Here is a 25044-nt window from a genome sequence, read left to right as displayed (position 1 = left end):
GGTAGCTTCGTCGGCACAGACGCGCACGAACAACTAGGGAAGGGACTCCCGAATCATGGCTGTAAGCCTGTCCAAGGGTGGCAACGTCTCGCTCACCAAGGAGGCTCCGGGCCTGACCGCCGTCACCGTGGGGCTCGGCTGGGACGTCCGCACCACCACCGGCACGGACTTCGACCTGGACGCCTCCGCCATCGCGGTCAACACGCAGGGCAAGGTCTACTCGGACGGCCACTTCGTCTTCTTCAACAACAAGCAGACGCCGGACAACTCCATCGTCCACACCGGTGACAACCGCACCGGCGAGGGCGCGGGCGACGACGAGGCGATCAACGTCAACCTGGCCGCGCTCCCGGCCGACGTCGACAAGATCGTCTTCCCGGTCTCCATCTACGACGCCGAGAACCGCGGCCAGAACTTCGGCCAGGTCCGCAACGCCTACATCCGCATCGTCAACCAGGCCGGCGGCACCGAGATCGCCCGCTACGACCTCTCCGAGGACGCCGCCACCGAGACGGCCATGGTCTTCGGCGAGCTGTACCGCAACGGCGCGGAGTGGAAGTTCCGCGCGGTGGGCCAGGGCTACGCCTCGGGCCTGGTGGGCATCGCCCAGGACTTCGGCGTGAACGTCTGACGCACCGCGCGTTCGAGCGGATCCCCCCGGCCGCCGGGCCGGGGGCTCCCGCGCCTTCCGGCGGGCACCCGGACATCCGGCAGGGCGCCTGCGGCCCGCGCGATACGTTGCCCGCGTGATCCTTCAACCCCTCGCCCTCACCGCCGATCATGACCTCCCGGCCCCGCTGCTCACCGAGCTGACGGCGCTCTACGCCTCCAACCACGTCTTCCACGCGCTCAGCGGCGACTTCCCCGACCCGGACGGCGTCCGGAGCGAGCAGGTGGCGGCGGCGCTGGCGGACGAGCTGGTCCAGCCGGGCGCCGAGGTGCTGCTGGCCCGGTCCGAGGGGCGCCTGTTCGCGATCGCGATCACACTGGCCCACCACCCCGACCCGGCCGACCCCGATCCGTGGATCGGGCTGCTGATGGTGGACGCCGCCGAGCAGGGCAAGGGCCACGGCCGCCGGGTCGCCACAGCGGTCGAGGAGCGCTTCCGGGCCGCCGGCCGACGGGCCGTGCGCCTCGCCGTCCTGGACAACAACCCCGGGGCGCTGGCCTTCTGGACCGCCCTCGGCTACGAGGTCGTCGACCACCGCCCCGACCGGGCCCTCGGCCGCCCCTGCACCGTGCTGCGCAAGGTGCTGCGGACACCCCGGCGGGCGGCCCGGGTCGCCGTCGTGGACCCCGACGGCGCGGTGCTGCTCTTCCGGTACGACAACGTCGAGGTCGGCGTCCACTGGGCGCTGCCCGGTGGCGGGCTGGAGCCGGGCGAGACCCCGCGCGAGGGCGCCCTGCGGGAACTGACCGAGGAGACCGGCTGGAGCGACCTGCGGCCGGGACCGCTGCTGTGCACCTGGGAACACGACTTCACGCACACCGGCGTCCCCGTCCACCAGCACGAGCACGTCTACGTCACCCGCGGCCCGCGTCGCGAGCCGGCCGGCCCGGACCTCGCCGCCGCGCACGCCGCCGACGGCATCCTCACCTGGCGCTGGTGGGGCAGGCGGGAACTGGCCGAGGAGCAGGAGCCGGTCTGGCCGCCCGGGCTGGCCCGGCTGCTGGACGAGTGGGAGGGCGGAGGGCGCCGCGGGCCTGCCGGAGCCCCGGGTGTGACATCCGAGGGCCCAAGTGCGCTGGAAGAGTGAGGAGTTGAGGGCTTCTCGGTCGTCCGGATAACGGTCTGCGGGGCACGGCATTCGGATACGAACACGTAAAGTCTTGTCGGCGCTCTGTCAAACAGGGCCTTACAGGTGTCACTCTCTCCGCACCCGCCGCAGCTTGTACGTCCCCCGTGCCCCAACTGAGTCTCCGGCCCCACCGGAGGCCAGCCATAAGGAGATCGAGTGACACAGCACCCCCGCGCCTCCCGCAGGACCGCCATGCGCACCGTCGCACTGGCCGGCTCGGCGGCGATGGTCGTCCTCGCGCTGCAGAACGGTTCCGCCACCGCCGCCCCCACGCACACCCCCGGCGCCACGGCCGTCCCGCTCAGCGCCCCGGCCCGGGCCGCCGCCATCGAGACGGCCCAGCGGCACGCCGGTGCCGCGGCCCGCGAACTCGGACTGGGCGCCAAGGAGAAGCTGGTCGTCCGGGACGTGGTCAAGGACGCGAACGGCACCGTCCACACCCGCTACGAGCGGACGTACGCGGGCCTTCCCGTACTCGGCGGCGACCTGGTCACCCACGTCGCCGCGAACGGCTCGCTCAAGGGCGTCAGCAAGGCGGCCAAGGCCCGCATATCCGTGCCGACCACCACGGCCGCCGTCTCCGCCACGAGCGCCGGGAAGACCGCCCTGAAGGCCGCGGACACCGCGAAGGCCACCGCCGCCTCCTCCCGCAAGGTGGTGTGGGCGGCCGGCGCCAAGCCGGTCCTCGCCTACGAGTCCGTCGTCAAGGGCGTCCAGCACGACGGCACCCCGAGCGAGCTGCACGTCGTCACCGACGCGCGGACCGGCAAGAAGATCTACTCCTACGAGGCCATCGAGACCGGAACGGGCACCAGCCAGTACAGCGGCACGGTCCCCCTCGGCACCACCGCCTCCGCGTCCGGCGGCTACGACCTGATCGACGGCGGCCGCGGCGGTCACAAGACCTACGACCTCAACGGCGGCACCAGCGGCACCGGCACCCTCTTCCACGACGCCGACGACGTCTGGGGCAACGGGTCCGTCTCCAACCGCCAGACCGCGGCCGTGGACGCCGCCTACGGCGCCGCCGTCACCTGGGACTTCTACAAGTCCGCCTTCAACCGCAACGGCATCGCGGGCGACGGCAAGGCCGCCTACTCCCGCGTCCACTACGGCAACGCCTACGTCAACGCCTTCTGGGACGACAGCTGCTTCTGCATGACCTACGGCGACGGCTCCGGCAACGCCGACCCGTTGACCTCGCTCGACGTCGCCGGTCACGAGATGAGCCACGGTCTGACCGCGGCCACGGCGAAGCTCAACTACCGGGGCGAGTCCGGCGGCCTGAACGAGGCCACCAGCGACATCTTCGGCACCGCGGTGGAGTTCTTCGCGAACAACTCCTCCGACCCCGGTGACTACCTCATCGGCGAGAAGATCGACATCAACGGCGACGGCACCCCGCTGCGCTACATGGACAAGCCCAGCAAGGACGGCGGTTCCGCCGACTACTGGTCGAAGTCCCTCCGCCGGCTCGACGTGCACTACTCGTCCGGTGTCGCCAACCACTTCTTCTACCTGCTGTCCGAGGGCAGCGGCGCGAAGACGATCAACGGAGTGTCCTACAACTCCCCGACGTACGACGGCTCCACCGTCACCGGCATCGGCCGGGACAAGGCGATTCAGATCTGGTACAAGGCCCTGAGCACGTACTTCACCTCGACCACCGACTACGCGGGCGCCCGCACCGGCACCCTGCAGGCCGCGGCCGCCCTGTACGGCTCGGGCAGCGCGGAGTACAACGCGGTGGCGGCGGCGTGGAAGGCGGTCAACGTCAACTAGCCCCGCGAGCTGCGCGGCGAGCCGGGCCGTCCGTCACGGACGGCCCGGCCTGCCGTCCCCGTAGAGCCAGTCCCTCCAGATCCCGCCGAAGTCCTTGTCCGGGGCCTTCCGCTCCACGTACGCGGTGAACTGGGCGGTGTCGGCGGTTCCGTGGCGGTGCGCGGCCGCCCAGCCCTGGATGATGTCGTGGAAGGTGTCGTCACCGGTCTTCTGCCGGATCTTCTGCAGCACCATCGCGCCGCGTTCGTAGACCGGGCTGCCGGAGATGTGCGCGGCGCCGGACGGCCTGGCCGGCGGGAAGTCCCAGATGGCGTCGTCGTCGCCGTCGTACAGGTCGGTGAAGGTCTGCTGGGCGCTCCTGCCGCCGTGGTCCTCCTGGTACAGCCACTCGGCGTACGTCGCGAAGCCCTCGTTGAGCCACATGTCCCGCCAGCTTCTCGGGGTGACCGAGTCGCCGTACCACTGGTGGGCGAGTTCGTGGACGAGCGTGCCGGTGTCGGGGGCGCCGGGGAAGACGGGGCGGGTCTGGGTCTCCAGGGCGTACCGGACGTCTCCCGGGCGGTCGACGACCGCCCCGGCGGAGGAGAAGGGGTACGGCCCGAAGTTGGACTCCTCCCAGTCGAGGATCTCCGGGATCCTCGCCAGGACGTCCTCGCTCGCCTTCGCCTGCTCCGGATCGACGGCGGTGAGGAGGGGCAGGCCGTGCGGCCCGGTGCCGCGGCCGATGTCGTAGCGGCCGACGGCGACGGTGGCCACGTAGCTCGCCATCGGCTGGGCGGTGTGCCAGGTGTACGCCGTCCGGCCGCCCTTGCTGCTCCGGCCGGTCAGCTCCCCGTTGGAGACGGCCTGCAGTCCGTCCGGGACGGTGACCGTGATGTCGTACGTCGCCTTGTCCGAGGGATGGTGGTTGCCGGGGAACCACGCCATCGAGCCGACCGGCTCACCGAGGCCGAGCGCGCCGTCCGCGGTGGCCAGCCAGCCCTCCTCGGAACCGTCGGGGTCGGTGAGGGTCCGCGGGGTGCCGGAGTAGCGGACGGTGGTGGTGAAGGTCTCGCCGTCACGGAGGTCGTCGTGGGGGCGGACGGTGAGTTCCTGTCCGGCACGGTTCCAGCGCGCGTCCCGGCCCTCGACGGTGACCGAGCCGACGTCCAGCCCGTCGAGGTCGAGGTCGAAGGCGGTCAGGTCCTGGGTGGCGCGGGCGGTGATCACGGCCCGGCCGGTGAGCCGGCGGCCGGCCGGGGTGTAGTCCAGGGTCAGGGCGTAGTGGGTGACGTCGTAGCCGCCGTTGCCCGCTCGCGGGAAGTAGGGGTCGTGCACGCCCGGGCCGCCCGGGGTACCGCGGACCCCGCCGTCGCACGCGGTGCCGGTGAGCGCGAGGACGGCCGCGAGGGCCGGGACAAGGCGTACGGATCTGGACATGTCAGTGATCCTACGGCGGCGGCGCGCACCGGAGCGGGGGCGCCGGGTCGGGGCGTGACACCATCTCCTGCGTGCTCGACATCGGCTACGCCCTCTCCAACCGCTTCCCGGACCCGCCGCAGACCGACTACCGCCGCGCGGACGTCCGCGCGCTGCGGCACGACCTGTTCTGCGGGGACGTCTATCTCGCGGACACGAAGTCGGACCGCGAGCTGTCCACGGCCTGGGGATGGGTGCCGGTGCTGGACTTCGCCTGGGCGCTGTGCGACATCGTGGAGCGGCTGGACCGGGACCCGATGGGCTCGCGCGCCTCCCGGCCGCAGCACGCGGAACTGGACTTCACCGAGTCCACCGACCGGATGCTCTTCGAGCGCCGCTTCGGCTGGGTGGACATCGAGGCCGACTGGATGCCGGCCGAGGAGGCCCCGCTGTCCTTCTCCCACTCGGAACTGCGCCGGGAGTCGCGCGACTTCCTGCACGATCTGATCGCCGACCTGGGCGATCTGCACGAGGACCTGGCGGAGAACCCGGCGATCTGGACCCTCCAGGCCCGCTTCCCCCGCCTGGCCTGAGCGCTCAGTCCGCCACCCTGATCCCCAGCTCGCCCGCCAGCGCCGGAGCCAGGTCCAGGAGCTGCCCCGTGCTGATCACCGCCCCCGCCAGCCGGTCCAGACCCCGGACGATCTCCAGCGGGGCGGCCCCGCGAAGATCGACGTCGTTCAGGGTGGCGCCGCCGAAGTCCGCCTCCTTCAGGGCGCAGCCGGTGAACTCCACCCGCTCGAGCCGGGCCCCGGCGAAGTCCGGCTCGACCAGGACGCAGGAGTCGAAGACCACGTCGCGGAGCCGGGAGCGGCGGAGGTTGAGGAAGTCGATCTTGCCGCCGCGGATCACGACCCGCTCCAGCACGGCGCCGTGCAACTGCGTGCCGCCGAGCCGGGGGTCGAGCAGCTCCACGTCCCGGAACGTGGCCTCGGCGAGGTCCGTGCCGACGCCCCGCAGGCCGCGCAGGACCGAGTCCAGCACGCGGGCACGGCGCAGCACCGCCTCGTCCACCGCGCAGTCCGTCAGCGCGCAGTCCATGAAGCGGGCGCCGGCGCCGTCCTGCCCGGCCAGGTCCGCCGCCCGGAACTCGAGACCGTCGTAGTCGCCGTCCGGCTCCAGTCCGCCGTCGTTCCAGGGCTCCAGGGGCGGCAGCCGCACCTCCGGCCGCCGCGCGGCCTTCACCCGTGCACCGTCCGCGCCCGTCGCTCTCGTCGCCATGCCCCCATGCTGCACCGTGCCACTGACAACCGGGCCGGCCCGGGGGAAGGTCCCGTGCCGGGGATCCCGAAGCACGCGGGTGCAATATCCACCGATTCATGATGTTCTGACCAGATGGATATCGGCCGAAAGGGTGAGGCCCCGCCGGCCTCCCCCGGCACCGGGCGGGCCGATCCCCACCGCTGGTGGGGCCTGGTCGTCATCGCCCTCGCGCAGCTCATGGTGGTCCTGGACGCGACGATCGTGAACATCGCGCTGCCCTCCGCACAGCACGACCTGCACATGTCCGACGCCGCCCGGCAGTGGGTGATCACCGCCTACACACTGGCCTTCGGCGGACTCCTGCTGCTGGGCGGCCGGGTCGCCGACCTCGTGGGCCGCAAGCGCACCTTCGTCGTCGGGCTCATCGGCTTCGCGGCCGCCTCCGCGCTCGGCGGCGCGGCCACCAGTTCCGGCATGCTGTTCGGGGCCCGTGCCCTCCAGGGCGTCTTCGCCGCCCTGCTCGCGCCGTCCGCGCTGAGCCTGCTGACCACGACGTTCACCGACCCGCGCGAGCGCGGCAAGGCCTTCGGCATCTACGGCGCCCTGGCCGGCAGCGGTTCGGCCATCGGGTTCATCGTCGGCGGCCTGCTCACCGAGTACCTGAACTGGCGCTGGTGCCTGTACGTCAACGTGCCCATCGCCGTCGTCGCGGTGCTCGGCGCCTTCGCCCTGCTGCACGACCACCCGGGCCACCGCGAGGCCCGGCTCGACGTGCCCGGCGTGCTGCTCGGCTGCGGGGGGCTCGTCGCGATCGTCTACGGCTTCGCCGAGGCCGAGCCGCGCGGCTGGACCGACCCGCTGGTGATCGCCCTGTTCGCGTCCGGCGCGGTGCTGCTCGCGGCGTTCGTCCGGTGGCAGACCCGGGCACCGAGCCCGCTGCTCCCGCTGCACATCGTCCGGGACCGCAACCGCGCGGGCTGCTTCCTGACCATGATGCTCGCGGTGATCGGCATGTTCGGGCTGTTCCTGTTCATGACCTACTACCTGCAGGTCATCCTCGGCTGGTCGCCGGTCCGGGCGGGCCTGGCCTTCCTGCCACTGACCGCCGCGATCATCATCGGCTCCACCCAGATCTCGGCCCGGCTGCTGCAGCGGGTGGCCCCGCGCCTGCTCATGGTGCCCGGCATGCTGCTGGCCGCGACCGGACTGCTGCTCCTGACCCGGATGACCGTCGGCTCCTCCTACACCGGCGAGATCCTGCCCGCGCTGATCCTCCTGGGCCTCGGCATGGGCCTGACCTTCATGCCGGTGTTCGCCACCGCCACCGCCGGTGTGGCCCCGCGCGACGCCGGCGTCACCTCGGCCACCGTCAACACCTCCCAGCAGGTGGGCGGCTCGATCGGCACGGCCCTGCTCAACACCATCGCCACCACCAGCGGCGCCGCCTACGTCAGCGCCCACCTGCGCGGCCCGGCCTCCAGGGCCGTGGTCGTCCCGGCGGGCGTGGTGCACGGCTACACGGTCGCGATCTGGTGGGCGGCGGGCGTGATGCTGCTGGCCGGCCTGGTGGCGGGCCTGATGGTGACCGCCCGGGCCCCGGGCCGGGCACCGGCCGGGACACCGGTGCCGGAGTCGGTGGGGTGAACCGCCCGGCCCGGCCGGCCGGCCGCCGGTGGGCCGGGGCCGGACGCGTCCGGCCCGGGCCCACCGGTCAGTTCCGGCCCGCGACCCGGTCGGCCACCCTCGCCAGCCGGGAGGAACCGGTACCCGGGCGGAGCAGCTCGCGCCGGTCGGCGGCGCGGTAGGTGGCGTACATGCCGTGCACGCCGAGCCAGCGGAAGGGTTCCGGCTCCCATTTGCGGACCCTGTGGTTCACCCAGGGCAGCTCCGTCAGCCCGGTGCCGCCGGCCTGGCCGGAGTCCCGCTGCACGAGGTCGCGCAGGGTGCGGGCGGCCAGATTGGCGGTGGCGACGCCGGAACCGACGTAGCCGCCCGCCCAGCCGAGCCCGGTGGCCCGGTCGAGGGTGACCGTGGCGCACCAGTCGCGCGGGACGCCGAGCACACCGGACCAGGCGTGCTCGATCCGCACCCCCGCGAGGGCCGGGAAGAAGCGGGTCAGGACCTCCCGCAGGGCCTCGACCGTCTCGGCCCGGGTGCGGCCGTCGTTGTCGGTCCGCGAGCCGAAGCGGTACGGCGCTCCGCGCCCGCCCAGGGCGATCCGGCCGTCGGCGGTGCGCTGCGCGTACACGTAGGCGTGCGCCATGTCGCCCAGCGCCTCCCGGCCGTCCCAGCCGACCGCCGCCCACTGCTCGTCGGTGAGCGGTTCGGTGGCGATCATCGAGGAGTTCATCGGCAGCCAGGTCCGCCGCTGGCCGCCGAGCGAGGCGGTGAAGCCCTCCGTGCAGCGCAGCACGTAGGGCGCGCGGACCGTGCCGTACGGGGTCACGGCGTGCTGGGGCCGGATCTCGGTGACCGGGGTCGACTCGTGGATGACCACCCCCAGCGCCTCCGCGGCCGCCGCGAGCCCCTTGACCAGCTTCACCGGATGCAGCCGCGCGCCGTGCGGGGTCCAGCTCGAGCCCACCGCGCCGGCCACCCTGATCCGCTCGGCGGTCTGCCGCGCCCCGTACAGCTCGCGGTCCTTCTCGCCGAACGACAGCTCGTGCTCGTGGAAGGCCCGCAGCCGCGCCAACTGGGCCGGGGTGGTCGCCACTTCCAGTACCCCGCCCTTGTGCACACCGGCGTCGATGCCCTCCGCCTCGGTGACGGCGACCACCTCGGCCACGGTGTCGTTCATCGCCCGCTGCAGGCGTACGGCGGCCTCGTGACCGTGCAGCCTGGCGTACCGGTCGCGGCCCGCGATCCCGTTGTAGAGCCAGCCGCCGTTGCGGCCGGAGGCGCCGTATCCGCAGAACTTCTGCTCCAGGACGGTGATCCGCAGGAAGGGGGCGGCCTTCTTCAGGTAGTACGCGGTCCACAGACCCGTGTAGCCGCCGCCCACGACGACGACGTCCGCCGAGGCGTCCCCGGACAGCGGCTCCCGCACCGCGGGGAGGCCGTCGTCCGCGTACCAGAAGGAGATCCCACCATTGACGACACTGGTTGCCGAGCTGCTCATGGCCGGGACGTTAGCCCCTGGGAGTGGCCAGTGTCTCCTTCGGATTTCGTGCTTTTCCGCGGCTCCTGACCAGGGGACGGCAGGCGAGACCGACCAGAACGGACAGGAAGTGGCCGAAGTCGGTGAAGGCCCGGCTCGCCACCAGCGGCACGGCGTAGAAGGCGAGCAGGCCGGCGAGGTACAGGTATCGCCACGGCGCCGCGATCCGGTAGGTGAGCACCGCCATCACTCCGGCCAGCGAGTAACTCACGCCGATGTCCAGCGAGTTGACGGCGGACGGCGGGGCGTGGCCGTCGTGGATCGCCTGGAGCAGGGCCAGCTCGCTGACCAGCGTGGCGAGCACGTGCGCGGCGACGCACACCGCGAGCCAGCGCAGGGTGCCCAGCCAGCGCTCGGCCTGGGCGTGGAAGACGGTGAACAGCACGGCGTACGGCAGCCAGTGCCCGCTGTCGATCCACATCGCGCTGGTGATCAGCACCCGCACGGGGTTCTGCGACAGCTCGTGGATGTTCGTCGAGCGCTGGCGCAGGAAGTCCTGCTCGAACGCCGGTGACATGTGGTGCAGGGCGACGGTGGTGAAGAACAGGACCGTGAGCCAGACGTAGGTACCCGGGGCGCTGCGCACATAGGCCGCGGCCGCCCGGAGCCCTCGCCGCGCGCGCATGACCCGGTTCACAAGCGACAGTATGGTCGCCCGGGGTGGCGGGGCGCCTGGCGAGTCCGGCCGCCGGCACCGCGCCGGACCCGGCCGCCGCACGCCCCGCCGCCTGCCCGGACGCACCCTCGCCAGGCCGCCGCGCGGGTGGTGCCGGGCGGGGCCGAACGGGTCACCGCGGCCCCCTGGCCCCGTCCGGCGCCCCCCCGGTTCCGGTCCGCCGTCCGCGCCGCTCCGGACACGCCGCCGGATGGCCTATCCGGCCATACAACGATAAAACGGCCATACCGTACGCAATATGAAGAGATGCCACATCGCTTATCTCGCGTGCACCGCGGCCCTCCTCGGCACCGCACTGGGCGCGGCCCCCTCGGTGGCCGCCCACTCGACCCTGGTGGTCCGCCCCGGCGAGTCGATCCAGAAGGCGGTCGACGCCGCCAAGGCCGGTGACACCGTGCTCGTGCTCGCCGGCACCTACCACGGGAGCGTGACGATCCGCACCCCCCGCGTGACCCTGCGGGGCGTGGGTTCCAGGACGGTCATCGAGCCCGCCGCCAAGAAGGCCGTGAAGAAGTCCGCCAAGAAGGTCACGAAGAGCTGCGCCGAGGGCGGCAACGGCATCTGCGTGCTGGGCACCAAGACCAAGGACGTCAAGGGCGTCACCGTCGCCGACCTGAAGGTGACCGGGTTCAGCCGCACCGGTGTGTTCGGCATGGCGACCGACGGCCTGACCGTGCGCAGGGTGAACGCCGCGAACAACGGCGTGTGGGGCATCGCCGAGGAGCGGTCGGTGCGCAGCCTGCTGCGGGACAACTACGCGCACGGCAACGGTGACGCGGGGGTGTTCCTCGCCAACACCATCCAGGAGGAGGCCGGCGCCTACGACGCCAAGCAGACCCTGGTGTCGCACAACCGGCTGGAGGGCAACCGGATCGGCGTCACCGTGCGCCGGCTGCGGAACCTGACCGTCGCCCGGAACTACGTGTCCGGCAACTGCGCCGGGGTGTTCGTGGTCGGTGACGAGAACAGGCCCAAGGCCGGTCACCTGGACGTCACCGCCAACCAGGTCGTCGCGAACAACAGGTCCTGCCCGAAGACCGAGCGGCTGCCCGCCCTCAAGGGCTCCGGCATCGTCCTGACCGGTACCGAGCAGACCCGGGTGTCCCGCAACTGGGTCATCGGCAACTCCGGCAAGTCCCCGCTGTCCGGCGGCATCGTGCTGTTCAAGAGCTTCGTGGGCGTGGCCGGCACCGACAACCGGGTCGACCGCAACGTGCTCTCCGGGAACTCCCCCGCCGACCTGGTGAGCACCGAGACCGGCAGGACCAACTCCTTCGAGCGCAACTCCTGCCGGGCTTCGAAGCCCGCGGGCCTGTGCTGACCGCACGGGCGCTGCCACTGCTGGACCGACGCAGGCCAAGGAAAGAGAGAGGGCGGCAGATGACCTCCGCTGAAACAGCACCACCGCCTCCCATGCGGCTGCGCGAACTCGTGTTCGGCGCGGCCTGTGCCGCCGCCGTCCGGGCCGCCGCCCGACTGGGTGTCGCCGACGCCCTCGACGACACCCCGATGACCGCCGAGGACCTCGCCGTGGCGGTCAAGACCGAACCGAAGCCGCTGCGCCGGCTGCTGCGGGCGCTGTCCTGCTACGACGTGTTCACCGAACGGCCGGACGGCACCTTCGCGCACACCGGCATGTCCCGGCTGCTGCGCGAGGACGACCCCAACAGCCTGCGCGCCATCGCCCTGTGGTGCACCGAACCGTGGACCTGGGACGCCTGGCCCAGGCTGGACGAGGCCGTGCGCACCGGCGACAACGTCGTGGAGGGCCTGTACGGCAAGGAGTTCTTCACCTATCTCAACGAGGACGCCCCGGAGTCCGCGGACGTCTTCAACCGCGCCATGACCCGCTCCAGCGAGCAGTCCGCGCGCGAGGTCGCGGCCCTGCTCGACCTGTCGGGGGCCAAGTCGGTCGCGGACGTCGGCGGCGGCCAGGGGCACGTGGTGGCCTGCCTGCTCGACAAGTACCCGGCGATGCGCGGCACCCTGCTCGACCTGCCCCGGGTCGTGGGGAACGCCCTGCCGCGGCTGCGCGAGGGCGGCGACCTCGCCGACCGCGCGCGGATCGTGCCCGGTGACGTCCGGGACGCGATCCCGGTCCAGGCCGACGTCTACGTCATCAAGAACATCCTGGAGTGGGACGACGAGAGCACCTCGCGCACGCTGCGCAACGTCGTCGAGGCGGGCGGCCCGGGCACCCGGGTCGTCGTCATCGAGAACCTGGTGGACGACACCCCCTCGATGCGTTTCAGCACCGCCATGGACCTGCTGCTGCTCCTCAACGTCGGCGGGGCCAAGCACACCACGGACTCCATGGTGAGCCGGCTGACCTCGGCGGGCCTGAAGGTGGGCGACATCCGTCCGGTCAACCCGTACCTGCACGCGTTCGACTGCCACGTGCCGGCGTGACGCGGACGTGACGACACAGGCCACCGGCCGCCGGGCCCGCGACGCTGCGGGCCCGGCGGCCGGTGGCCGTCCGGGGGTGCCGTACGGCTCAGTCGCGCTCCCAGACGTAGAAGCGCTGCGCCATCGCGTCCTTGGGGGACCGCCAGGTCTCCGGGTCGTACGCGCTGACGTACGCCGTCAGGCGCTCGCTGATGTCACGGAACTCGGGATGGCCGGTCACCTTGGCGATGGCCGGTCCCGGGTCGCGCTCGGACTCGACGAGGTGCATGTACACGTCGCCGAACTGGAAGAGGCTGCGCCGCACCACTCCGACGAGGCGGGGCAGCTCTCCCCGGTCGGACTCCTCGAACACCTTGGCGATGTCCGGGGCGGAGCCGGGGGCCATGCGCGCGACGATCAGTGCCTGGTGCATGGGCTCGGTCCTTCCTCCGGCTAGTCGGCCAGGGCCGGCGAGGGACGCCGTCCGGCGGCCGCCTTCTCGATCTTCTCCCGGATGAGGGCCATCTGGACCTTGGAGTTCCTGTTGATGTTGTCGGTCATCCAGTCGTCGTCGACCGGGGCGTCCGGCTTCATCGCGAAGTCCTGCGTCCAGACCATCCGGGTGCCCGCCGGGACCTCCTCGTACTGCCAGAGGATGTCCATGTGGGCGAACGGGCCGGTCTCGACCCGGCGTGCCTTCACGGTGCGGGCCCTGCGGTCGGGCTCACGCTCGGACACCCAGCTCCAGACGGTGCCGTTCTCGTCCGGGTGCATGGTCAGCCGGAACGTCGTCCTCATCCCCTCCTGGGCGAGGATCTCGACGGACGCGTACTCGCTGAAGAGCTGCGGCCACTTCTCCAGGTCGTTGGTCATGTCCCAGACCAGGTCGAGCGGCGCGGCGATGGTGATCTCGTTCTGTGTGTGTCCTGCCATCTCAGGCTCCTGCCATCAGAGTGCTGTTGACGAGGTTGAGGAACTGCTGGGGCGTCTTGCAGCGCTCCGCGTCGACCGGCATCGGGGTGCCGTGGGTGTTCTCCAGCTCGCCGACGATGCCGAGCAGGCCGAGCGAGTCGACGCCGAGGACGTCGAAGCCGGTGTCCGGCGTGTCCTGGAGCTGCTGCGGGCTGACGGTGACCCCGGCAGCCTTCTTCATCAGCGCGGCGAGTTCTTCCACGGTGATCTGAGGCATTGCTCTCCTCCTTTGCTGTCCTCACTGTCCGGCGCTGTGCCGGAGCACGAGCGCCGAGTTCGACCCCATGAGTCCGCGGCTGAGCACCAGCGCCGTACGCAGCTCGGCGACGCGGGCGCGGCCGGTCACGAGATCGAGGTCGTGGCAGACGTCGGCGACGTTGGGGGTGGGCGGGATGAGGCCGTGCTCCATCGCGAGCACCGCCGCCGCGGTGTCCAGTACCGGAGCCGCGCAGTAGCCCCGGCCGATGCCGGTCTTCGGAGCGGTGACCGGTACCCGGGTGCCGTGCGCGCCGAGGGCGTCGGCGAGCGCGAGGGCCTCGGCCCGGTCCGCCTCCGGCACCCCGAGGGCGTCGGCGAAGACGACGTCGACCTCCTCGGGGGCGCAGCCCGCCTCGTCCAGCGCCTGCCCGATGGCCTGCGCCAGACCCTCCCGGGAGCGGTCCCACCGGGAGGCGCCGGTGAAGGTCGCCGCGTGGCCCGCCACGTACGCCCGCACGTCCGCCCCGCGCTCGCGGGCCGACGTCTCCGCCTCCACCACGAGCATGGCGCCGCCCTCCGCCGGCACGAAGCCGCAGGCCGTGTCGGTGAACGGGCGGTAGGCGCGGGACGGGTCGGTGCCGGTGCTCAGTTCCTCGTAACCGAGCTGGCAGACCACCGAGTACGGCGCGAGCGGCGCCTCGGTGGAGCCGGCCACGATCACGTCGGTGCCGCGCCGCACCGCGCGGGCGGCGTGTGCGAGGGCGTCCAGACCGCCCGCCTCGTCGGAGGCGACGACCGAGCAGGGCCCCTTGAACTTCCGGCGGATGGAGATCTGGCCGGTGCTCGCGGCGTAGAACCAGGCGATGGACTGGTACGGGCCGACGAACCGGCTGCCCTTGCCCCACAGCTGCTGAAGCTCGCGCTGGCCGAACTCACCACCGCCGGAACCGGCCGCGGTGACCACCCCGATGGAGTACGGCTCCCCGGAGGTGTCGGCCTGGCCCAGCCGGGCGTCCTCCAGCGCGAAGTCGGCGGCGGCCAGGGCGAAGTGGGTGAACCGGTCGGTCTGGACGAGGAACCGCTCGTCGATGGTCCCCGCCGGTTCGAAGCCGCGGACCTCGCCGGCCACCTTCAGCGGAAGGTGCTCACAGCCCTCGCGGGTGACCCGGTCGAGGACGCTGAGGCCCTCCTGGGTGGCCTTCCAGAACGTGTCGGTGCTGGTTCCGTTGGGCGCGACCACCCCGATGCCGGTGACGGCCGCGCGGCGTTCATGCGGAGCACTCATCGTGTCCTCACTCCCTGGAACGGGTCAGGACCACCGCGGACTGGAAGCCGCCGAACCCGCTGCCCACGGACAGGACGCTGCTCAGCTTCCGGTCTCGGGCGACACGCGGGACGTAGTCCAGGTCGCACTCGGGGTCGGGGATCTCGTAGTTCGCGGTCGGGGGTACGACCTGCCGGGCGAGTGCCAGCACGCACGCGACCACCTCGATCGCCCCGATCGCCCCGAGGGAGTGCCCCACCATCGACTTGATGGAGCTCATGGGGGTGTCGTAGGCGTGGTGGCCGAGCGCCCGCTTGACGGCCGCCGTCTCGTGGCGGTCGTTCTGCCGGGTCCCGGAGCCGTGGGCGTTGACGTAGTCGATCGCCGTGGGGTCCAGCCGGGCGTGGCCGAGGGCCATGTCGATCGCCCGGGCCATCTCCAGTCCCTCGCTGGTCAGGCCGGTCATGTGGTAGGCGTTGCCGAAGGTGGCGTAGCCGCCCAGCTCGCAGTAGACGTGCGCGCCGCGGGCCCGGGCGTGCTCCAGCTCCTCCAGGACGAGCACCGCGCCGCCTTCGCCCATGACGAACCCGTCACGGTTGTTGTCGAAGGGCCTGGAGGCGTGCGCGGGATCGTCGTTGTTAGGGGAGGTGGCCTTGATCGCGTCGAAGCAGGCCATGGTGATCGGGGAGATCGGCGAGTCCGACGCGCCGGCTATGCAGATGTCGGCCCGGCCCTCCTCGACCGTGTGGAAGGCGTATCCGACGGCGTCCAGCCCCGAGGTGCAGCCGGTGGAGACGGTCTGCACCGGTCCCTGGGCACCGAACCGTTCCGCCACCGCGGAGGCGACCGTGCTCGGCGAGAACGCCCGGTGCAGATGCGGCTCCGCCTCCCGGTGGTCGACGTCCCAGCGCTCACCGCGGTGGCTGACCAGGACGTAGTCGTGCTCCAGCCGGGTGGTGCCGCCGACCGCGGTGCCCACCGAGACACCGACGCGCCACGGGTTCTCCGCGGACAGGTCGAGACCCGAGTCCCGGACCGCCTCCTGCCCGGCGACCAGGGCGAACTGGATGTACCGGTCCCCCCGCGCGGCCTGCTCCTCGTCCAGGCCGTGCGCCACCGGGTCGAAGTCGCACTCGGCCGCTATGCGCGACCGCAGCCCCGAGGGGTCGAAGAAGGTGATGCCTCGCGTCGCGGTCCGGCCGTTGGCGAGCAGATCCCAGAAAGCCGGTACGCCGATGCCGCCCGGAGCCACGATGCCTATGCCAGTGACCGCCACGCGCCGGGTCATGACCGGACCTGACCTCGGTCGTGGGCGGCACCCGCGGCGGCCGGCTCCGTGACGACCGCCGCGGCCCCGATGATCTCCGTCTCCTCGGTGTCGACGTGCCCGAGCTGCGGACGCGGCGCGAGCGGACCCAGGTGGAAGACGATCCGCGCCTCGACGTTCCCGACGTTGCGGAACCGGTGCCGCATGTGTGCCGGGATCATCAGGCCCTGCTCGGGCCGCAGCGGGTGCGGCTCGTTGTCCAGGTCCACCTCGAGCTGGCCGCAGAGGACGTAGACGAACTCCTCGGAGTACGGGTGGTAGTGCTCACCGATGCGGTCACCGGGCTGCACGATGGCCACGCCCATGAAGCCGCTGGTGGAACCGACCGTGGCGGGGGTGAGCATGGCGCGCAGGTCGCCACCGCGCCGGACGTTGGGCTCGATCTCGCTGAGGTCCACGATTTTCGGACGGGGTTTGATGGACAACGTTTCCTCCGGTGTCTGTGCCGCGAACGGCGCTGGGTGCTGGAAGGAGCCGCCGCGCCGGATCAGGCTCCGGGCGAACGGCGGTCGGTGATCAGGTCCATGCGCGCGGCCTCGGCGTCCAGCAGCTCACGCACCTCGGCGGCCACCCGCGCCGGCAGCGGCATCGCCTCGGCACCCTGCTCGGGCTGCACGTCGACCAGCCGCACCACGACGTCGTCACGCTGGAACACCGTGCTGCGCAGCACCGGGCTCGCCGGGTCGTCCGCGGACTGCGAGTCGGCCTGCGCGAGCAGCTCCGCCAGCCGCATCCCCCGGCCCGGCCGGGCCGCGTAGTACAGGGCCTGGCGCACACCTTCCTGGTGGCCGCCCGCGCTCACGTGGTGCACGGCCGGCAGCGCCGCACGGGTGAAGAACATCCGGGCCGACTCCTGGTCGTCGAGATCCCGGTCCTGCTCCAGATACGGGTTGATCGCCTGCTCCACGGCCCGCACCTCGGGCTGCCGGGCCACGTGCCGCAGCGCCGCGAGCAGGTCGCCCCGCACCTCGATGGCCCGCACCACCCGGTTGCCGTGCATGAACAGCGAGGTCCGGCACAGCCGCGTGGTGTCGTCCACCCGGGCCTCGGGCGAGGCGTAGTCCGAGAGGATCTTCGCGACCTTCTCCTCGCTGCCGGGCTTCACGGTGAAGGTCAGCGCGTGCCGGATCACCCCGTCACCGATGCGCGGGTGCGCCTGCAGCCGGCGCTGTCCCGGCTCGGCCTGCGACGCGCCACCGGTCTCGCGCACCACGTGGAACCGCAGCGACCGGGTGTCACGCACGCAGCTGTGCAGCGGCTCCACCATCCGCACGTGTTCCTCGCTGTTCACCCAGGTGAGGAACGGCGGCGCACTCTCCCACTCGCTCGTGATGAGCCACTGGGACGGGTTCTCGATGGACTGGCAGAGCTGGTCGCTCACATGGCCCGGCACCGAGGCGACCTGGTTGCAGAGCTGCTCGTAGGCCTCCAGGAACTGCTGCTGCGCTCCGTCATTGACGTCGACCAGCAGCACCACCCGGAGCCGCGAGCCGTCGAAGACGGACTGCGAGACACGCTTCGACACCTCACGGGCCGGCGTTGCTGAAGGACGTTCAGACGTCGTGGTCATCCGTACACATCTCCTTCGCGGGGCAGAGTCGATGCCGCGCGACTGAAGCGGCGGCAGCGTTCCTTGATCCTGTGCCGGACCCCTCACGCCCGCGACTCGTATGAACCACGTGGGTGATTGGGCACGCGGAGCCACCGCCACCGGGCAAGAACACACACAGGCCCCTCCCACTCCCGCCCCCCTTGCCTCTGGAGGCTTCGATGCATCAGAAAGCCGACCACCGGGTCCCCGTCCTCATCGTGGGCGGCTCCCTGGTGGGCCTGTCCACGTCCGTCTTCCTGGGCCGCCTCGGTGTCCGGCACATGCTCGTCGAGCGTCACTCGGGCACCTCCATCCACCCGCGCGGACGGGGCAACAACGTCCGCACCATGGAGCTCCTGCGGGTGGCCGGCATCGAACCGGCCATCAAGGCGGCGGCCTCACTCCTCGCCGACAACCACGGCATCCTGCAGACGCCCACCCTCGTGGGTGACGCGGGCGAGTGGCTCTTCAAGCACATCGACCCGGGTGGCGGACTCGCCAGGTTCAGCCCCACCGGCTGGTGCCTGTGCAGCCAGAACGACCTCGAGCCCGTCCTCGTCGACAGCGCCCGCGAACTCGGCGGCGACCTGCGCTACTTCCACCAGATGGAGTCCTTCGAACAGGACGCCGACGGGGTGACGGCCGTGATCCTCGACCGCGGCACCGAGGAGCGCTACACCGTGCGGGCGGACTACCTCGTCGCGGCCGACGGACCCCGCAGCCCCGTCCGCGGCGCCCTCGGCATCGGCCAGAGCGGCCCCGGCGAGCTCTTCGCCAACGTCAGTGTCACCTTCCGCTCCACCCGGCTGGCCGACACCGTCGGCGACCGCCGCTTCATCTGCTGCTACCTCACCGACCCCGAGGCCGACGGCGCCCTGCTCCCCGTCGACAACAAGGAGAACTGGGTCTTCCACGCCCCCTGGCACCCCGAGCACGGCGAGACCCTCGAGGAGTTCACCGAGGAACGTCTGCAGGACCACATCCGCCGGGCGGTCGGCGTATCCGGCCTCGACGTCGAGATCACCGGAAAGGCGTCCTGGCGCGCCGCCGAACGAGTGGCCGACCGCTACTCCCGCGGCCGCGTCTTCCTCGCCGGCGACTCCGCCCACGAGATGTCACCCACCGGCGCCTTCGGCTCCAACACCGGCATCCAGGACGCCCACAACCTCGCCTGGAAACTCGCCGCCGTCCTCGACGGCTGGGCCGACCCCGCCCTGCTCGCCACCTACGACAGCGAGCGCCGCCCGGTCGCGATCTCCACCAGCGCCCGCGCCTCGGCCCGCTCCGTCGAGCACAGCCACCCGGGCTTCGCCCCCGCCCCCGGCGTCGGCGCCGGCAAGCGCGGCGGCGTCCTCAACGTCGTCCTCGGCTACCACTACCCCCACGGCGCCGTCCTCGGCGCCGATCCCGACCGGCCGATCGTCGCCGACGCCCTCGACCTCACCGGCCGGCCCGGCACCCGCGCCCCGCACCTCTGGCTGCGCCGCGCCGGCCGCCGGCTGTCCACCCTCGACCTCTACGAGCGCTCGTTCGTCCTCCTCAGCGACGCCCCGGACGACGCGGGCTGGCACACGGCGGCCCGCAGGATCGCCGAGACGGACGGCGTACGCCTGGACGCCTACCGCATCGGCCCCGGCGCGGACGCCGACCTGACCTACGAGGACGACGCCGCCGACTGGGCCGAGCTGCACGGCGTCACCGCCGACGGCGCGGTCCTCGTCCGCCCGGACGGCTTCGTGGCCTGGCGCGCGACGAGCGCCGTACCGGACCCGGAGGGCGTGCTGCGCGAGGTGCTCCGGGCGCTGCTGCGCACCGGCTGACCCGGGACGGCGGGCAGGGCCGCCCGCACGCGTGCGGGCGGCCCTGCCGGGTGGATTTCCCTGCCGGACGCGAACGGACGGCCTTCGCTCCGCGCGTGGTGTCGAAACCGTGCCGCCGGGCAGCGCCGCGTACCGCTTCGGGATACTGTCCGGCCCGGTCAGCCGGGTGCGGCGGTACGTCCGATCCCTGTCGTGGACCGGCGGTGGCGGGGCAGTTCAGTTCCTGAGGTTCTTCAGGGCCGAGGTTCCGCCGAAGACCCGGTCCAGGGCCCGGTCGGGCAGCAGCCTGGAGAGGACCCGGCTGCCGGCCGCGTCGCGGCCGACGGTGTACCGCGTCCTGGGCCGCTCGGCGACAAGCGCGCGGAAGACCACCCGGGCGACGTCGTCGACGGTCGTGCGGCTGCTGCGGGCCGAGGTCTCGTTGGCTTCCATGAAGCCGAGGAACGAACTGCGGTAGAGCTCCCGGACCGGCTCGGACGCCCCCTCCAGCGCCCGGTTGCCCGTGTCGGACATCTTGGACCAGAGAGGGGTCAGGACGGCACCCGGCTGAATCACCACGACGGGGACGCCCTGCGGGGCCAGCTCGCGGCGGAGCGCGTCGCTGAGGGCCTCCTTGGCGAACTGGGAGGCGGCGTAGGCGCCGAGGTAGGGGAGGGCGACGTTCCCGAGGCCCGAGGAGACGTTGACGATCCGGCCGGTGCCGGCCCGCAGCAGCGGCAGGAAGCCCTGGACCATCTGCACCTGGCCGATCACGTTGATGTCGAGCTGCCGGCGCATCTGCTCCATGGGTACGCACTCCAGCGGAGCCGTGACCGCGATGCCCGCGTTGTTGACCAGTCCCCACAGCCCGGTCCCGCCGAGGAGCCCGGTCACCTCGTCCACGGCCGCCCGGACCGACTTCTCGTCCGTCACGTCGACGATCACCGGGGTCAGCCGGCCGGCCGCCGCCGCGCGCAGCCGTTCCCCGTCCTCGGGACGGCGGACCCCGGCGAGGACGTGGAAGCCGACCCTGGACATGTGGAGCGCGCAGGATTCCCCCAGGCCCGAGGAGGCCCCGGTGATCAGTACGGCCCGGCCTGCGGGCGGCATCGGCCCCGACGATTTCGACACGTGTTCACTCCGGTTGAGGGCTTGGAGGCGGACAGGACGGCGCCCCGCGGATCGGCCGGCGGGGCGCTCGGCCCCCTCGCCGTCGTGGCATCGGTGGCGCGGTCGACGTCCTCGCGCCTCGGAGCCGACGGCGTCGGACGAACCTGCGCGGCGGTCCGCTTCCGTGGGCGGGACTTCAGTATGTGCGGCGGTGCGTACCGAACGCACTCCTACGGGTGGCCCCTCTGGACCGAAGGAGTGAAAGGCGAGGATGAGTACTTTTGTGCGGGATGTACCTCGCGCAAAGGTGCTCGTGTACCCCCCTTCGCCACCAAGGAGGACACGTGACCGCCGCAACGCAGGACCTGATCACCGCCAAGCTCGAGCGCACCTTCGACACCATGGACGCCAACAACGACGGCTACCTGGACTGGACGGACTACCAGAAGCTCGCCGACCGCTACATCCAGGCGTACGGCCTGGACAAGAGCGACCGCCGGGCCAGGGCGCTGCAGACCTTCTGCCAGATCTACTGGCTGGAGCTGCTGCGCCACGCGGGCGTGGACGGCGACCGGCTGACGAAGGACCAGTTCGTCATGGCCAACCGCCTCGCAGTCATCGACACCAGCCGCCTCAACGTCACCGAGGGCGGCGGCCACGCGATCTTCGACGTCATCGACGTCGACGGCGACAACGAGATCAGCAAGGACGAGTTCGCGCGCTTCCTGCGGGACGTGTGGAAGAGCGAAGCCCCCGACGCCATGGACATGTTCACGAAGCTGGACACCGACGGCGACGGCGCGATCTCGCGCCACGAGTTCATCCGCGCCATCCGCGAGCACTTCCTGTCGAACGACCCGGAGGCGCCGGGCAGCCTGTTCTTCGGGCGCGTCTGAGCGGATCCGGCCGGTCCGTACGGGCCGGCGGCGTGACCGCTCCCACCGCACCCGCTCCGCCGGGCACGGCCTCGCACCCACCCGTTCGGGGGGCGACGGGCGTGCCCGGCGGGAGCGTGCGCCGGTACCGCCGGCGCCCTCCTCCGACCTGAGGCGGCCCCCACGGCTCCGCCCGCCGCTGCGCCGGACAGGTGAGACCCGTGCCCCCGAAACGGTGAAAGCGCGGTCGTGCAACCCGTTCCGACCGGCGCGCTTGGCACCATCGACACGCTCCCCGGAGGACCGGTCGCACAGGCCGTCCGGGCCCCTCCCCAGCCACGGCGCGTGGCTCGACCCATGGTGAAAGGCCTCCTCATGCTGACGCAGAACCGTCATACGTCCGGCGACGTGGGGACCTTCTACGACCGCCACACGGACGTGTACGACCATGCCCTCGGCGGCAACATCCACGTCGGCTACTGGGAGGACGACGCGGACGACAGCTCCATGCGGGAGGCGACCGACCGGCTGACGGACCTCGTCACCGAACGCCTCGCTCCCGCCGAGGGCCAGCACCTGCTCGACGTGGGCTGCGGCCACGGCAGCACCGCGGCGCGCATCGTCGCCCACCACGCCGTGCAGATCACCGGCATCAGCGTCAGCGACTACCAGGTGGACCTGGCCAACAACCGTCCCCTGTCCCCGGCCCTTCCCGGACGGGCCACGTTCCGGCTGGCCGACGCCATGGAGAACCCCTTCGAGGACGGCACCTTCGACGGCGCGTACGCCATCGAGTCCCTGATGCACATGAAGGACAAGCAGGCGGCCCTCGGGCACGTCGCGCGGGTCCTGCGCCCCGGCGGACGGCTGGTCATCGCCGAGCACAGCCTCGCGGGCGAGCCGACCGGGCCGGACGCGGCCCGCATGGCCGACGCATACGCGTACTTCAAGTTCTCGCTCACCACCGACATGTACGGGAAGCTGCTGCGGGAGGCCGGTCTGGAGGTGGTGGACCACACCGACATCACCGAGAACGTCCGGCGCTGCTACGGCAGCATGATCAGCGGCTGGCGGGACGCCGCGGACAACTCCGGCGGCGAGACGTCGCGCGAGTGGTCGACGGCGGCCGACCTGGGCCACTGGTTCTTCTTCGAGGTCCCCCAGCTCCGCTACGGGCTCCTGACCGCCGTCCGCCGCTGAGCGCCGAGTACCGCCGGTCGTCACCGAGCACCCGCCACCACCGTCCGCCACCGAGCACCGACTACCGCCGCCGAGGTCCTCAGCCATGCCCTCCCCGCCCTCCCGCGACCGCTGCCCCTACCGCCTGGACGGCAGCGCCGCGGACATCCACGGCGAGGCCGGGGCGCTGCGCGCGCTGGGGCCGGCCGCCCGGGTCGAACTGCCCGGCGGTGTGCCGGCGTGGTCGGTGACCGACCCGGGCCTCGTCCGGCGACTGCTGGTCCACCCCAGGATCTCCAAGGACGCCCACCAGCACTGGCCCGCTTTCGTCGACGGCGGCCTCCCCGCCGACTGGCCCCTGCGGATCTGGGTCGACATCCGTACCGTCCAGACCGCCCACGGGCCCGACCACACCCGGCTGCGCCAGCCCCTGGTGCCCGCGTTCGGCGCCCGCCGCGTGCGGGTGCTCGCCCCGTGGATCGAGGAGACCACCGCCGGACTCCTGGACGACCTCGCGCGGGAGGCGGCCCTCGCCCCCGACGGGGTCGTGGACCTGCGCAGCCGGTTCGCCACCCGGCTGCCCTGGCGGACGGTCACCATGATGGTCGGGCTGCCGGAATCCATGCACGACGCCTTCCAGGCCGTCAACGACATGGTCTTCACCACCGACCTGAGCGCGGAGCAGGCGAGCGACACCGAGGCGGAGGCCGCGCGGCTCCTCGCGGACCTGATCGTGCTCAAGTCCGAGCGGCCCGGCGACGACATCGCCACCGCGCTGGTCGACGCGCACCGCGGGGGCCTGCTCGACGAGCGGGAGGTGGCCGACAACATCTGGATGGTCCTCGGCGCCGGTTACGGGACCACGGCGAACCTGCTCGACCACGCCGTGGTCAACCTGCTCACCCACCCGGAGCAGCGGGACCTGGCCGTGTCGGGCCGGGTCGGCTGGGACCGGGTCGTGGAGGAGACGCTGCGCCACCAGGCCCCGGTGGCCAACTTCATGATGCGCTTCCCCACCGAGGACCTCCACGACGAAGCGACGGGGCTGACGTTCGAGCGGGGCGACGCCCTCGTCATCAACTACGCCGCGATCGGCCGGGATCCCGGGGTGCACGGTCCGGGGGCCGACCTCTTCGACGTCACCCGGCCCACCGTCCGCGAGCACCTGGCCTTCAGCCACGGCCCCACCCACTGCCTGGGAGCCGAACTCGCCCGGCTGGAGGGCCGCATCGCGCTTTCCGCGCTCTTCTCCCGGTTCCCGGACCTCGGACTCGCCGTCGGTCCCGACCGCCTGTCCCCCCTGCCCTCCCTCATCTTCAACGGCCACCGGGAGATCCCGGTACGGCTCGAAGGAAACCCCCACAGTTGAGCACCCACCCCGCATCACCGCACCGGTTGACGTCGTACCAGCGGGACGTCTGGTCCATCGGAACCCGAACGCCGGAATCACCGCAGTTCAACTGCGTGCTCCACGAGCGCCTGCACGGCGGCGTCGACCACCGCAGGCTCGCCGCCTGCGCGGAGCGCGTGCTGCACCGCCACGAGACGTTCCGGCTGCGGTTCGCCGACAGCGCCGGCGTCCCCTTCCAGCGGGTGGCGCCCGAGGCGGTCCCGGTCGCCGTGGTCGACCTCTCGGACGCGCCCGACCCCGACACCGCTCGCGTCGAGTGGATGCGCGCGTCGCTGGCGGCCGCCCTGCCGCTGGACGGTGGTTCCCTGGTCGAGGCCACGGTCCTCCGGGAGAGCGCGGACGTCACGCACCTGCACGTCAAGGCGCACCACATCGTCGCCGACGGCTGGACCCTCGACCGGCTGGGCCACGAGATCCTGCGGGAGTACGCCCGCGCCCCGGAGGGCGACCGGCGGAAGACCGACGGGGAAGCCCCCTCCTACCTGGCGTTCGTCGAGGACGACACCGCCTACCTCGCGGGGCCCGAGGGCGACCGCGACCGCGCCTTCTACCGCGAGTACCTCGCGGGCGCGGCACCCGCGCTGTTCACCCGTGCGACGGGCGACGGGCCGCGCGAACGGGGGCGCCACTCCTTCGTCGTCGACGGCGCCCTCCTCGATCGCGTCCGCGCCGCGGGCCACTGGCCCTCCACCTACGTCGCGGCCATGCTCGGCGTGTATCTGACGCGACTGCACCGGAGCGGGGAAGCGGTGCTCGGCATCCCCTTCCTCAACCGTCCGACGAAGCGGCACAGGGACGTCCTCGGTCAGTTCGCCAACACCCTTCCGCTGCGGGTCGCCGCCCCGGGGAGCTGAC

General features: G+C 72.2%; 24 protein-coding genes. 12 read left to right on the top strand and 12 right to left on the bottom strand.

Annotation, left to right across the window (positions count from 1 at the left end; genetic code table 11):
- Positions 1–55 precede the first annotated feature (55 nt).
- The 3 genes from MXD57_RS02940 to MXD57_RS02930 all read left to right on the top strand — a co-directional run bounded on the left by MXD57_RS02940 (position 56) and on the right by MXD57_RS02930 (position 3581).
- Positions 56–631 (top strand): TerD family protein, encoded by a 576-nt coding sequence (locus MXD57_RS02940; protein ID WP_250399663.1) that lies wholly within the window; start codon positions 56–58, stop codon positions 629–631.
- A gap of 115 nt (positions 632–746) precedes the next feature.
- The gene (locus MXD57_RS02935; protein ID WP_250399662.1) at positions 747–1757 is read left to right on the top strand and encodes a GNAT family N-acetyltransferase; all 1011 of its coding nucleotides are present in this window, start codon (positions 747–749) and stop codon (positions 1755–1757) included.
- Between the two features lie 234 nt (positions 1758–1991).
- Complete coding sequence (locus MXD57_RS02930) at positions 1992–3581, top strand: M4 family metallopeptidase (RefSeq protein ID WP_250399737.1); 1590 nt, start codon at positions 1992–1994, stop codon at positions 3579–3581.
- Between the two features lie 33 nt (positions 3582–3614).
- Here MXD57_RS02930 and MXD57_RS02925 read toward each other — a convergent pair whose 3' ends face one another.
- Complete coding sequence (locus tag MXD57_RS02925; protein WP_250399661.1) at positions 3615–5000, bottom strand: M1 family metallopeptidase; 1386 nt, start codon at positions 4998–5000, stop codon at positions 3615–3617.
- 71 nt (positions 5001–5071) lie between these two features.
- Here MXD57_RS02925 and MXD57_RS02920 point away from each other — a divergent pair, with 71 nt between their 5' ends.
- Positions 5072–5572, top strand: a complete 501-nt coding sequence (locus MXD57_RS02920; protein WP_250399660.1) for a hypothetical protein — start codon at positions 5072–5074, stop codon at positions 5570–5572.
- A 4-nt stretch (positions 5573–5576) separates the two neighbouring features.
- Here the strand turns inward: MXD57_RS02920 and MXD57_RS02915 are convergent, their stop codons facing one another.
- Positions 5577–6260 (bottom strand): pentapeptide repeat-containing protein, encoded by a 684-nt coding sequence (locus MXD57_RS02915; RefSeq protein ID WP_250399659.1) that lies wholly within the window; start codon positions 6258–6260, stop codon positions 5577–5579.
- A 114-nt stretch (positions 6261–6374) separates the two neighbouring features.
- Between MXD57_RS02915 and MXD57_RS02910 the strand changes: the two genes are divergently transcribed.
- Positions 6375–7886 carry an MFS transporter gene (locus tag MXD57_RS02910; protein WP_250399658.1) on the top strand — a complete coding sequence of 504 codons (1512 nt, stop codon included), beginning with the start codon at positions 6375–6377 and terminating at the stop codon, positions 7884–7886.
- 67 nt (positions 7887–7953) lie between these two features.
- On the opposite strand, the gene MXD57_RS02905 is transcribed toward MXD57_RS02910, so the two are convergent.
- On the bottom strand, positions 7954–9360 hold the full coding sequence (locus MXD57_RS02905) for an NAD(P)/FAD-dependent oxidoreductase (RefSeq protein WP_250399657.1): 1407 nt from the start codon (positions 9358–9360) through the stop codon (positions 7954–7956).
- A gap of 10 nt (positions 9361–9370) precedes the next feature.
- On the bottom strand, positions 9371–10024 hold the full coding sequence (locus MXD57_RS02900; RefSeq protein WP_250399656.1) for a rhomboid-like protein: 654 nt from the start codon (positions 10022–10024) through the stop codon (positions 9371–9373).
- A 289-nt stretch (positions 10025–10313) separates the two neighbouring features.
- On the opposite strand from MXD57_RS02900, the gene MXD57_RS02895 reads away from it, so the two are divergent.
- Positions 10314–11396: a right-handed parallel beta-helix repeat-containing protein gene (locus MXD57_RS02895; RefSeq protein ID WP_250399655.1), complete on the top strand. Its 1083-nt coding sequence runs from the start codon at positions 10314–10316 to the stop codon at positions 11394–11396.
- Between the two features lie 59 nt (positions 11397–11455).
- On the top strand, positions 11456–12484 hold the full coding sequence (locus tag MXD57_RS02890) for a methyltransferase (protein WP_250399654.1): 1029 nt from the start codon (positions 11456–11458) through the stop codon (positions 12482–12484).
- 88 nt (positions 12485–12572) lie between these two features.
- Here MXD57_RS02890 and MXD57_RS02885 read toward each other — a convergent pair whose 3' ends face one another.
- From MXD57_RS02885 to MXD57_RS02855, 7 genes are all read right to left on the bottom strand, one after another.
- Positions 12573–12896, bottom strand: coding sequence for a TcmI family type II polyketide cyclase (locus tag MXD57_RS02885; protein ID WP_250399653.1), 324 nt, complete (start codon positions 12894–12896; stop codon positions 12573–12575).
- A 20-nt stretch (positions 12897–12916) separates the two neighbouring features.
- Positions 12917–13396 (bottom strand): SRPBCC family protein, encoded by a 480-nt coding sequence (locus MXD57_RS02880; RefSeq protein ID WP_250399652.1) that lies wholly within the window; start codon positions 13394–13396, stop codon positions 12917–12919.
- 1 nt (position 13397) lies between these two features.
- Entirely contained in the window at positions 13398–13652 is a 255-nt protein-coding gene (locus tag MXD57_RS02875; RefSeq protein ID WP_250399651.1) for an acyl carrier protein, read from the bottom strand.
- A gap of 21 nt (positions 13653–13673) precedes the next feature.
- A complete protein-coding gene (locus MXD57_RS02870; protein ID WP_250399650.1) occupies positions 13674–14918 on the bottom strand; it encodes a ketosynthase chain-length factor in 1245 nt (414 codons plus the stop codon).
- Positions 14919–14925: 7 nt separating this feature from the next.
- Complete coding sequence (locus MXD57_RS02865) at positions 14926–16185, bottom strand: beta-ketoacyl-[acyl-carrier-protein] synthase family protein (RefSeq protein WP_250399649.1); 1260 nt, start codon at positions 16183–16185, stop codon at positions 14926–14928.
- Positions 16182–16622 carry a cupin domain-containing protein gene (locus tag MXD57_RS02860; protein ID WP_250399736.1) on the bottom strand — a complete coding sequence of 147 codons (441 nt, stop codon included), beginning with the start codon at positions 16620–16622 and terminating at the stop codon, positions 16182–16184. Before MXD57_RS02860 ends, MXD57_RS02865 begins: the two co-directional genes overlap by 4 nt.
- A gap of 89 nt (positions 16623–16711) precedes the next feature.
- A complete protein-coding gene (locus tag MXD57_RS02855) occupies positions 16712–17794 on the bottom strand; it encodes a SchA/CurD-like domain-containing protein (RefSeq protein ID WP_250399648.1) in 1083 nt (360 codons plus the stop codon).
- Positions 17795–17994: 200 nt separating this feature from the next.
- Between MXD57_RS02855 and MXD57_RS02850 the strand changes: the two genes are divergently transcribed.
- Entirely contained in the window at positions 17995–19635 is a 1641-nt protein-coding gene (locus MXD57_RS02850; RefSeq protein ID WP_250399647.1) for an FAD-dependent oxidoreductase, read from the top strand.
- Positions 19636–19851: 216 nt separating this feature from the next.
- On the opposite strand, the gene MXD57_RS02845 is transcribed toward MXD57_RS02850, so the two are convergent.
- Positions 19852–20724, bottom strand: a complete 873-nt coding sequence (locus MXD57_RS02845; protein WP_250399646.1) for an SDR family oxidoreductase — start codon at positions 20722–20724, stop codon at positions 19852–19854.
- A gap of 344 nt (positions 20725–21068) precedes the next feature.
- Between MXD57_RS02845 and MXD57_RS02840 the strand changes: the two genes are divergently transcribed.
- From MXD57_RS02840 to MXD57_RS31725, 4 genes are all read left to right on the top strand, one after another.
- Entirely contained in the window at positions 21069–21620 is a 552-nt protein-coding gene (locus MXD57_RS02840; RefSeq protein ID WP_250399645.1) for an EF-hand domain-containing protein, read from the top strand.
- 354 nt (positions 21621–21974) lie between these two features.
- A complete protein-coding gene (locus tag MXD57_RS02835) occupies positions 21975–22799 on the top strand; it encodes a methyltransferase domain-containing protein (RefSeq protein ID WP_250399644.1) in 825 nt (274 codons plus the stop codon).
- An 85-nt stretch (positions 22800–22884) separates the two neighbouring features.
- Positions 22885–24147: a cytochrome P450 family protein gene (locus MXD57_RS02830; protein ID WP_250399643.1), complete on the top strand. Its 1263-nt coding sequence runs from the start codon at positions 22885–22887 to the stop codon at positions 24145–24147.
- The gene (locus MXD57_RS31725) at positions 24144–25043 is read left to right on the top strand and encodes a condensation domain-containing protein (RefSeq protein ID WP_308290643.1); all 900 of its coding nucleotides are present in this window, start codon (positions 24144–24146) and stop codon (positions 25041–25043) included. The genes MXD57_RS02830 and MXD57_RS31725 overlap by 4 nt, the downstream gene beginning before the upstream one ends.
- Position 25044: the final 1 nt, after the last annotated feature.

The organism is Streptomyces cellostaticus (assembly GCF_023630175.1).
Classification (GTDB): Bacteria; Actinomycetota; Actinomycetes; order Streptomycetales; family Streptomycetaceae; genus Streptomyces; species Streptomyces cellostaticus_A.
The sequence above is the reverse complement of the archived record's forward strand: the minus strand, read 5'-3'. Positions and strand labels throughout refer to the sequence as shown.

Excerpts from the sequence above, each read along its gene's own strand:
- MXD57_RS02940 (WP_250399663.1), top strand. The coding sequence starts at position 56 with ATGGCTGTAAGCCTGTCCAAGGGTGGCAACGTCTCGCTCACCAAGGAG.
- MXD57_RS02930 (WP_250399737.1), top strand. The coding sequence starts at position 1,992 with ATGCGCACCGTCGCACTGGCCGGCTCGGCGGCGATGGTCGTCCTCGCG.
- MXD57_RS02925 (WP_250399661.1), bottom strand. The coding sequence starts at position 5,000 with ATGTCCAGATCCGTACGCCTTGTCCCGGCCCTCGCGGCCGTCCTCGCG.
- MXD57_RS02915 (WP_250399659.1), bottom strand. The coding sequence starts at position 6,260 with ATGGCGACGAGAGCGACGGGCGCGGACGGTGCACGGGTGAAGGCCGCG.
- MXD57_RS02910 (WP_250399658.1), top strand. The coding sequence starts at position 6,375 with ATGGATATCGGCCGAAAGGGTGAGGCCCCGCCGGCCTCCCCCGGCACC.
- MXD57_RS02905 (WP_250399657.1), bottom strand. The coding sequence starts at position 9,360 with ATGAGCAGCTCGGCAACCAGTGTCGTCAATGGTGGGATCTCCTTCTGG.
- MXD57_RS02900 (WP_250399656.1), bottom strand. The coding sequence starts at position 10,024 with ATGCGCGCGCGGCGAGGGCTCCGGGCGGCCGCGGCCTATGTGCGCAGC.
- MXD57_RS02895 (WP_250399655.1), top strand. The coding sequence starts at position 10,314 with ATGAAGAGATGCCACATCGCTTATCTCGCGTGCACCGCGGCCCTCCTC.
- MXD57_RS02890 (WP_250399654.1), top strand. The coding sequence starts at position 11,456 with ATGACCTCCGCTGAAACAGCACCACCGCCTCCCATGCGGCTGCGCGAA.
- MXD57_RS02885 (WP_250399653.1), bottom strand. The coding sequence starts at position 12,896 with ATGCACCAGGCACTGATCGTCGCGCGCATGGCCCCCGGCTCCGCCCCG.
- MXD57_RS02880 (WP_250399652.1), bottom strand. The coding sequence starts at position 13,396 with ATGGCAGGACACACACAGAACGAGATCACCATCGCCGCGCCGCTCGAC.
- MXD57_RS02875 (WP_250399651.1), bottom strand. The coding sequence starts at position 13,652 with ATGCCTCAGATCACCGTGGAAGAACTCGCCGCGCTGATGAAGAAGGCT.
- MXD57_RS02870 (WP_250399650.1), bottom strand. The coding sequence starts at position 14,918 with ATGAGTGCTCCGCATGAACGCCGCGCGGCCGTCACCGGCATCGGGGTG.
- MXD57_RS02865 (WP_250399649.1), bottom strand. The coding sequence starts at position 16,185 with ATGACCCGGCGCGTGGCGGTCACTGGCATAGGCATCGTGGCTCCGGGC.
- MXD57_RS02855 (WP_250399648.1), bottom strand. The coding sequence starts at position 17,794 with ATGACCACGACGTCTGAACGTCCTTCAGCAACGCCGGCCCGTGAGGTG.
- MXD57_RS02850 (WP_250399647.1), top strand. The coding sequence starts at position 17,995 with ATGCATCAGAAAGCCGACCACCGGGTCCCCGTCCTCATCGTGGGCGGC.
- MXD57_RS02845 (WP_250399646.1), bottom strand. The coding sequence starts at position 20,724 with ATGCCGCCCGCAGGCCGGGCCGTACTGATCACCGGGGCCTCCTCGGGC.
- MXD57_RS02835 (WP_250399644.1), top strand. The coding sequence starts at position 21,975 with ATGCTGACGCAGAACCGTCATACGTCCGGCGACGTGGGGACCTTCTAC.
- MXD57_RS02830 (WP_250399643.1), top strand. The coding sequence starts at position 22,885 with ATGCCCTCCCCGCCCTCCCGCGACCGCTGCCCCTACCGCCTGGACGGC.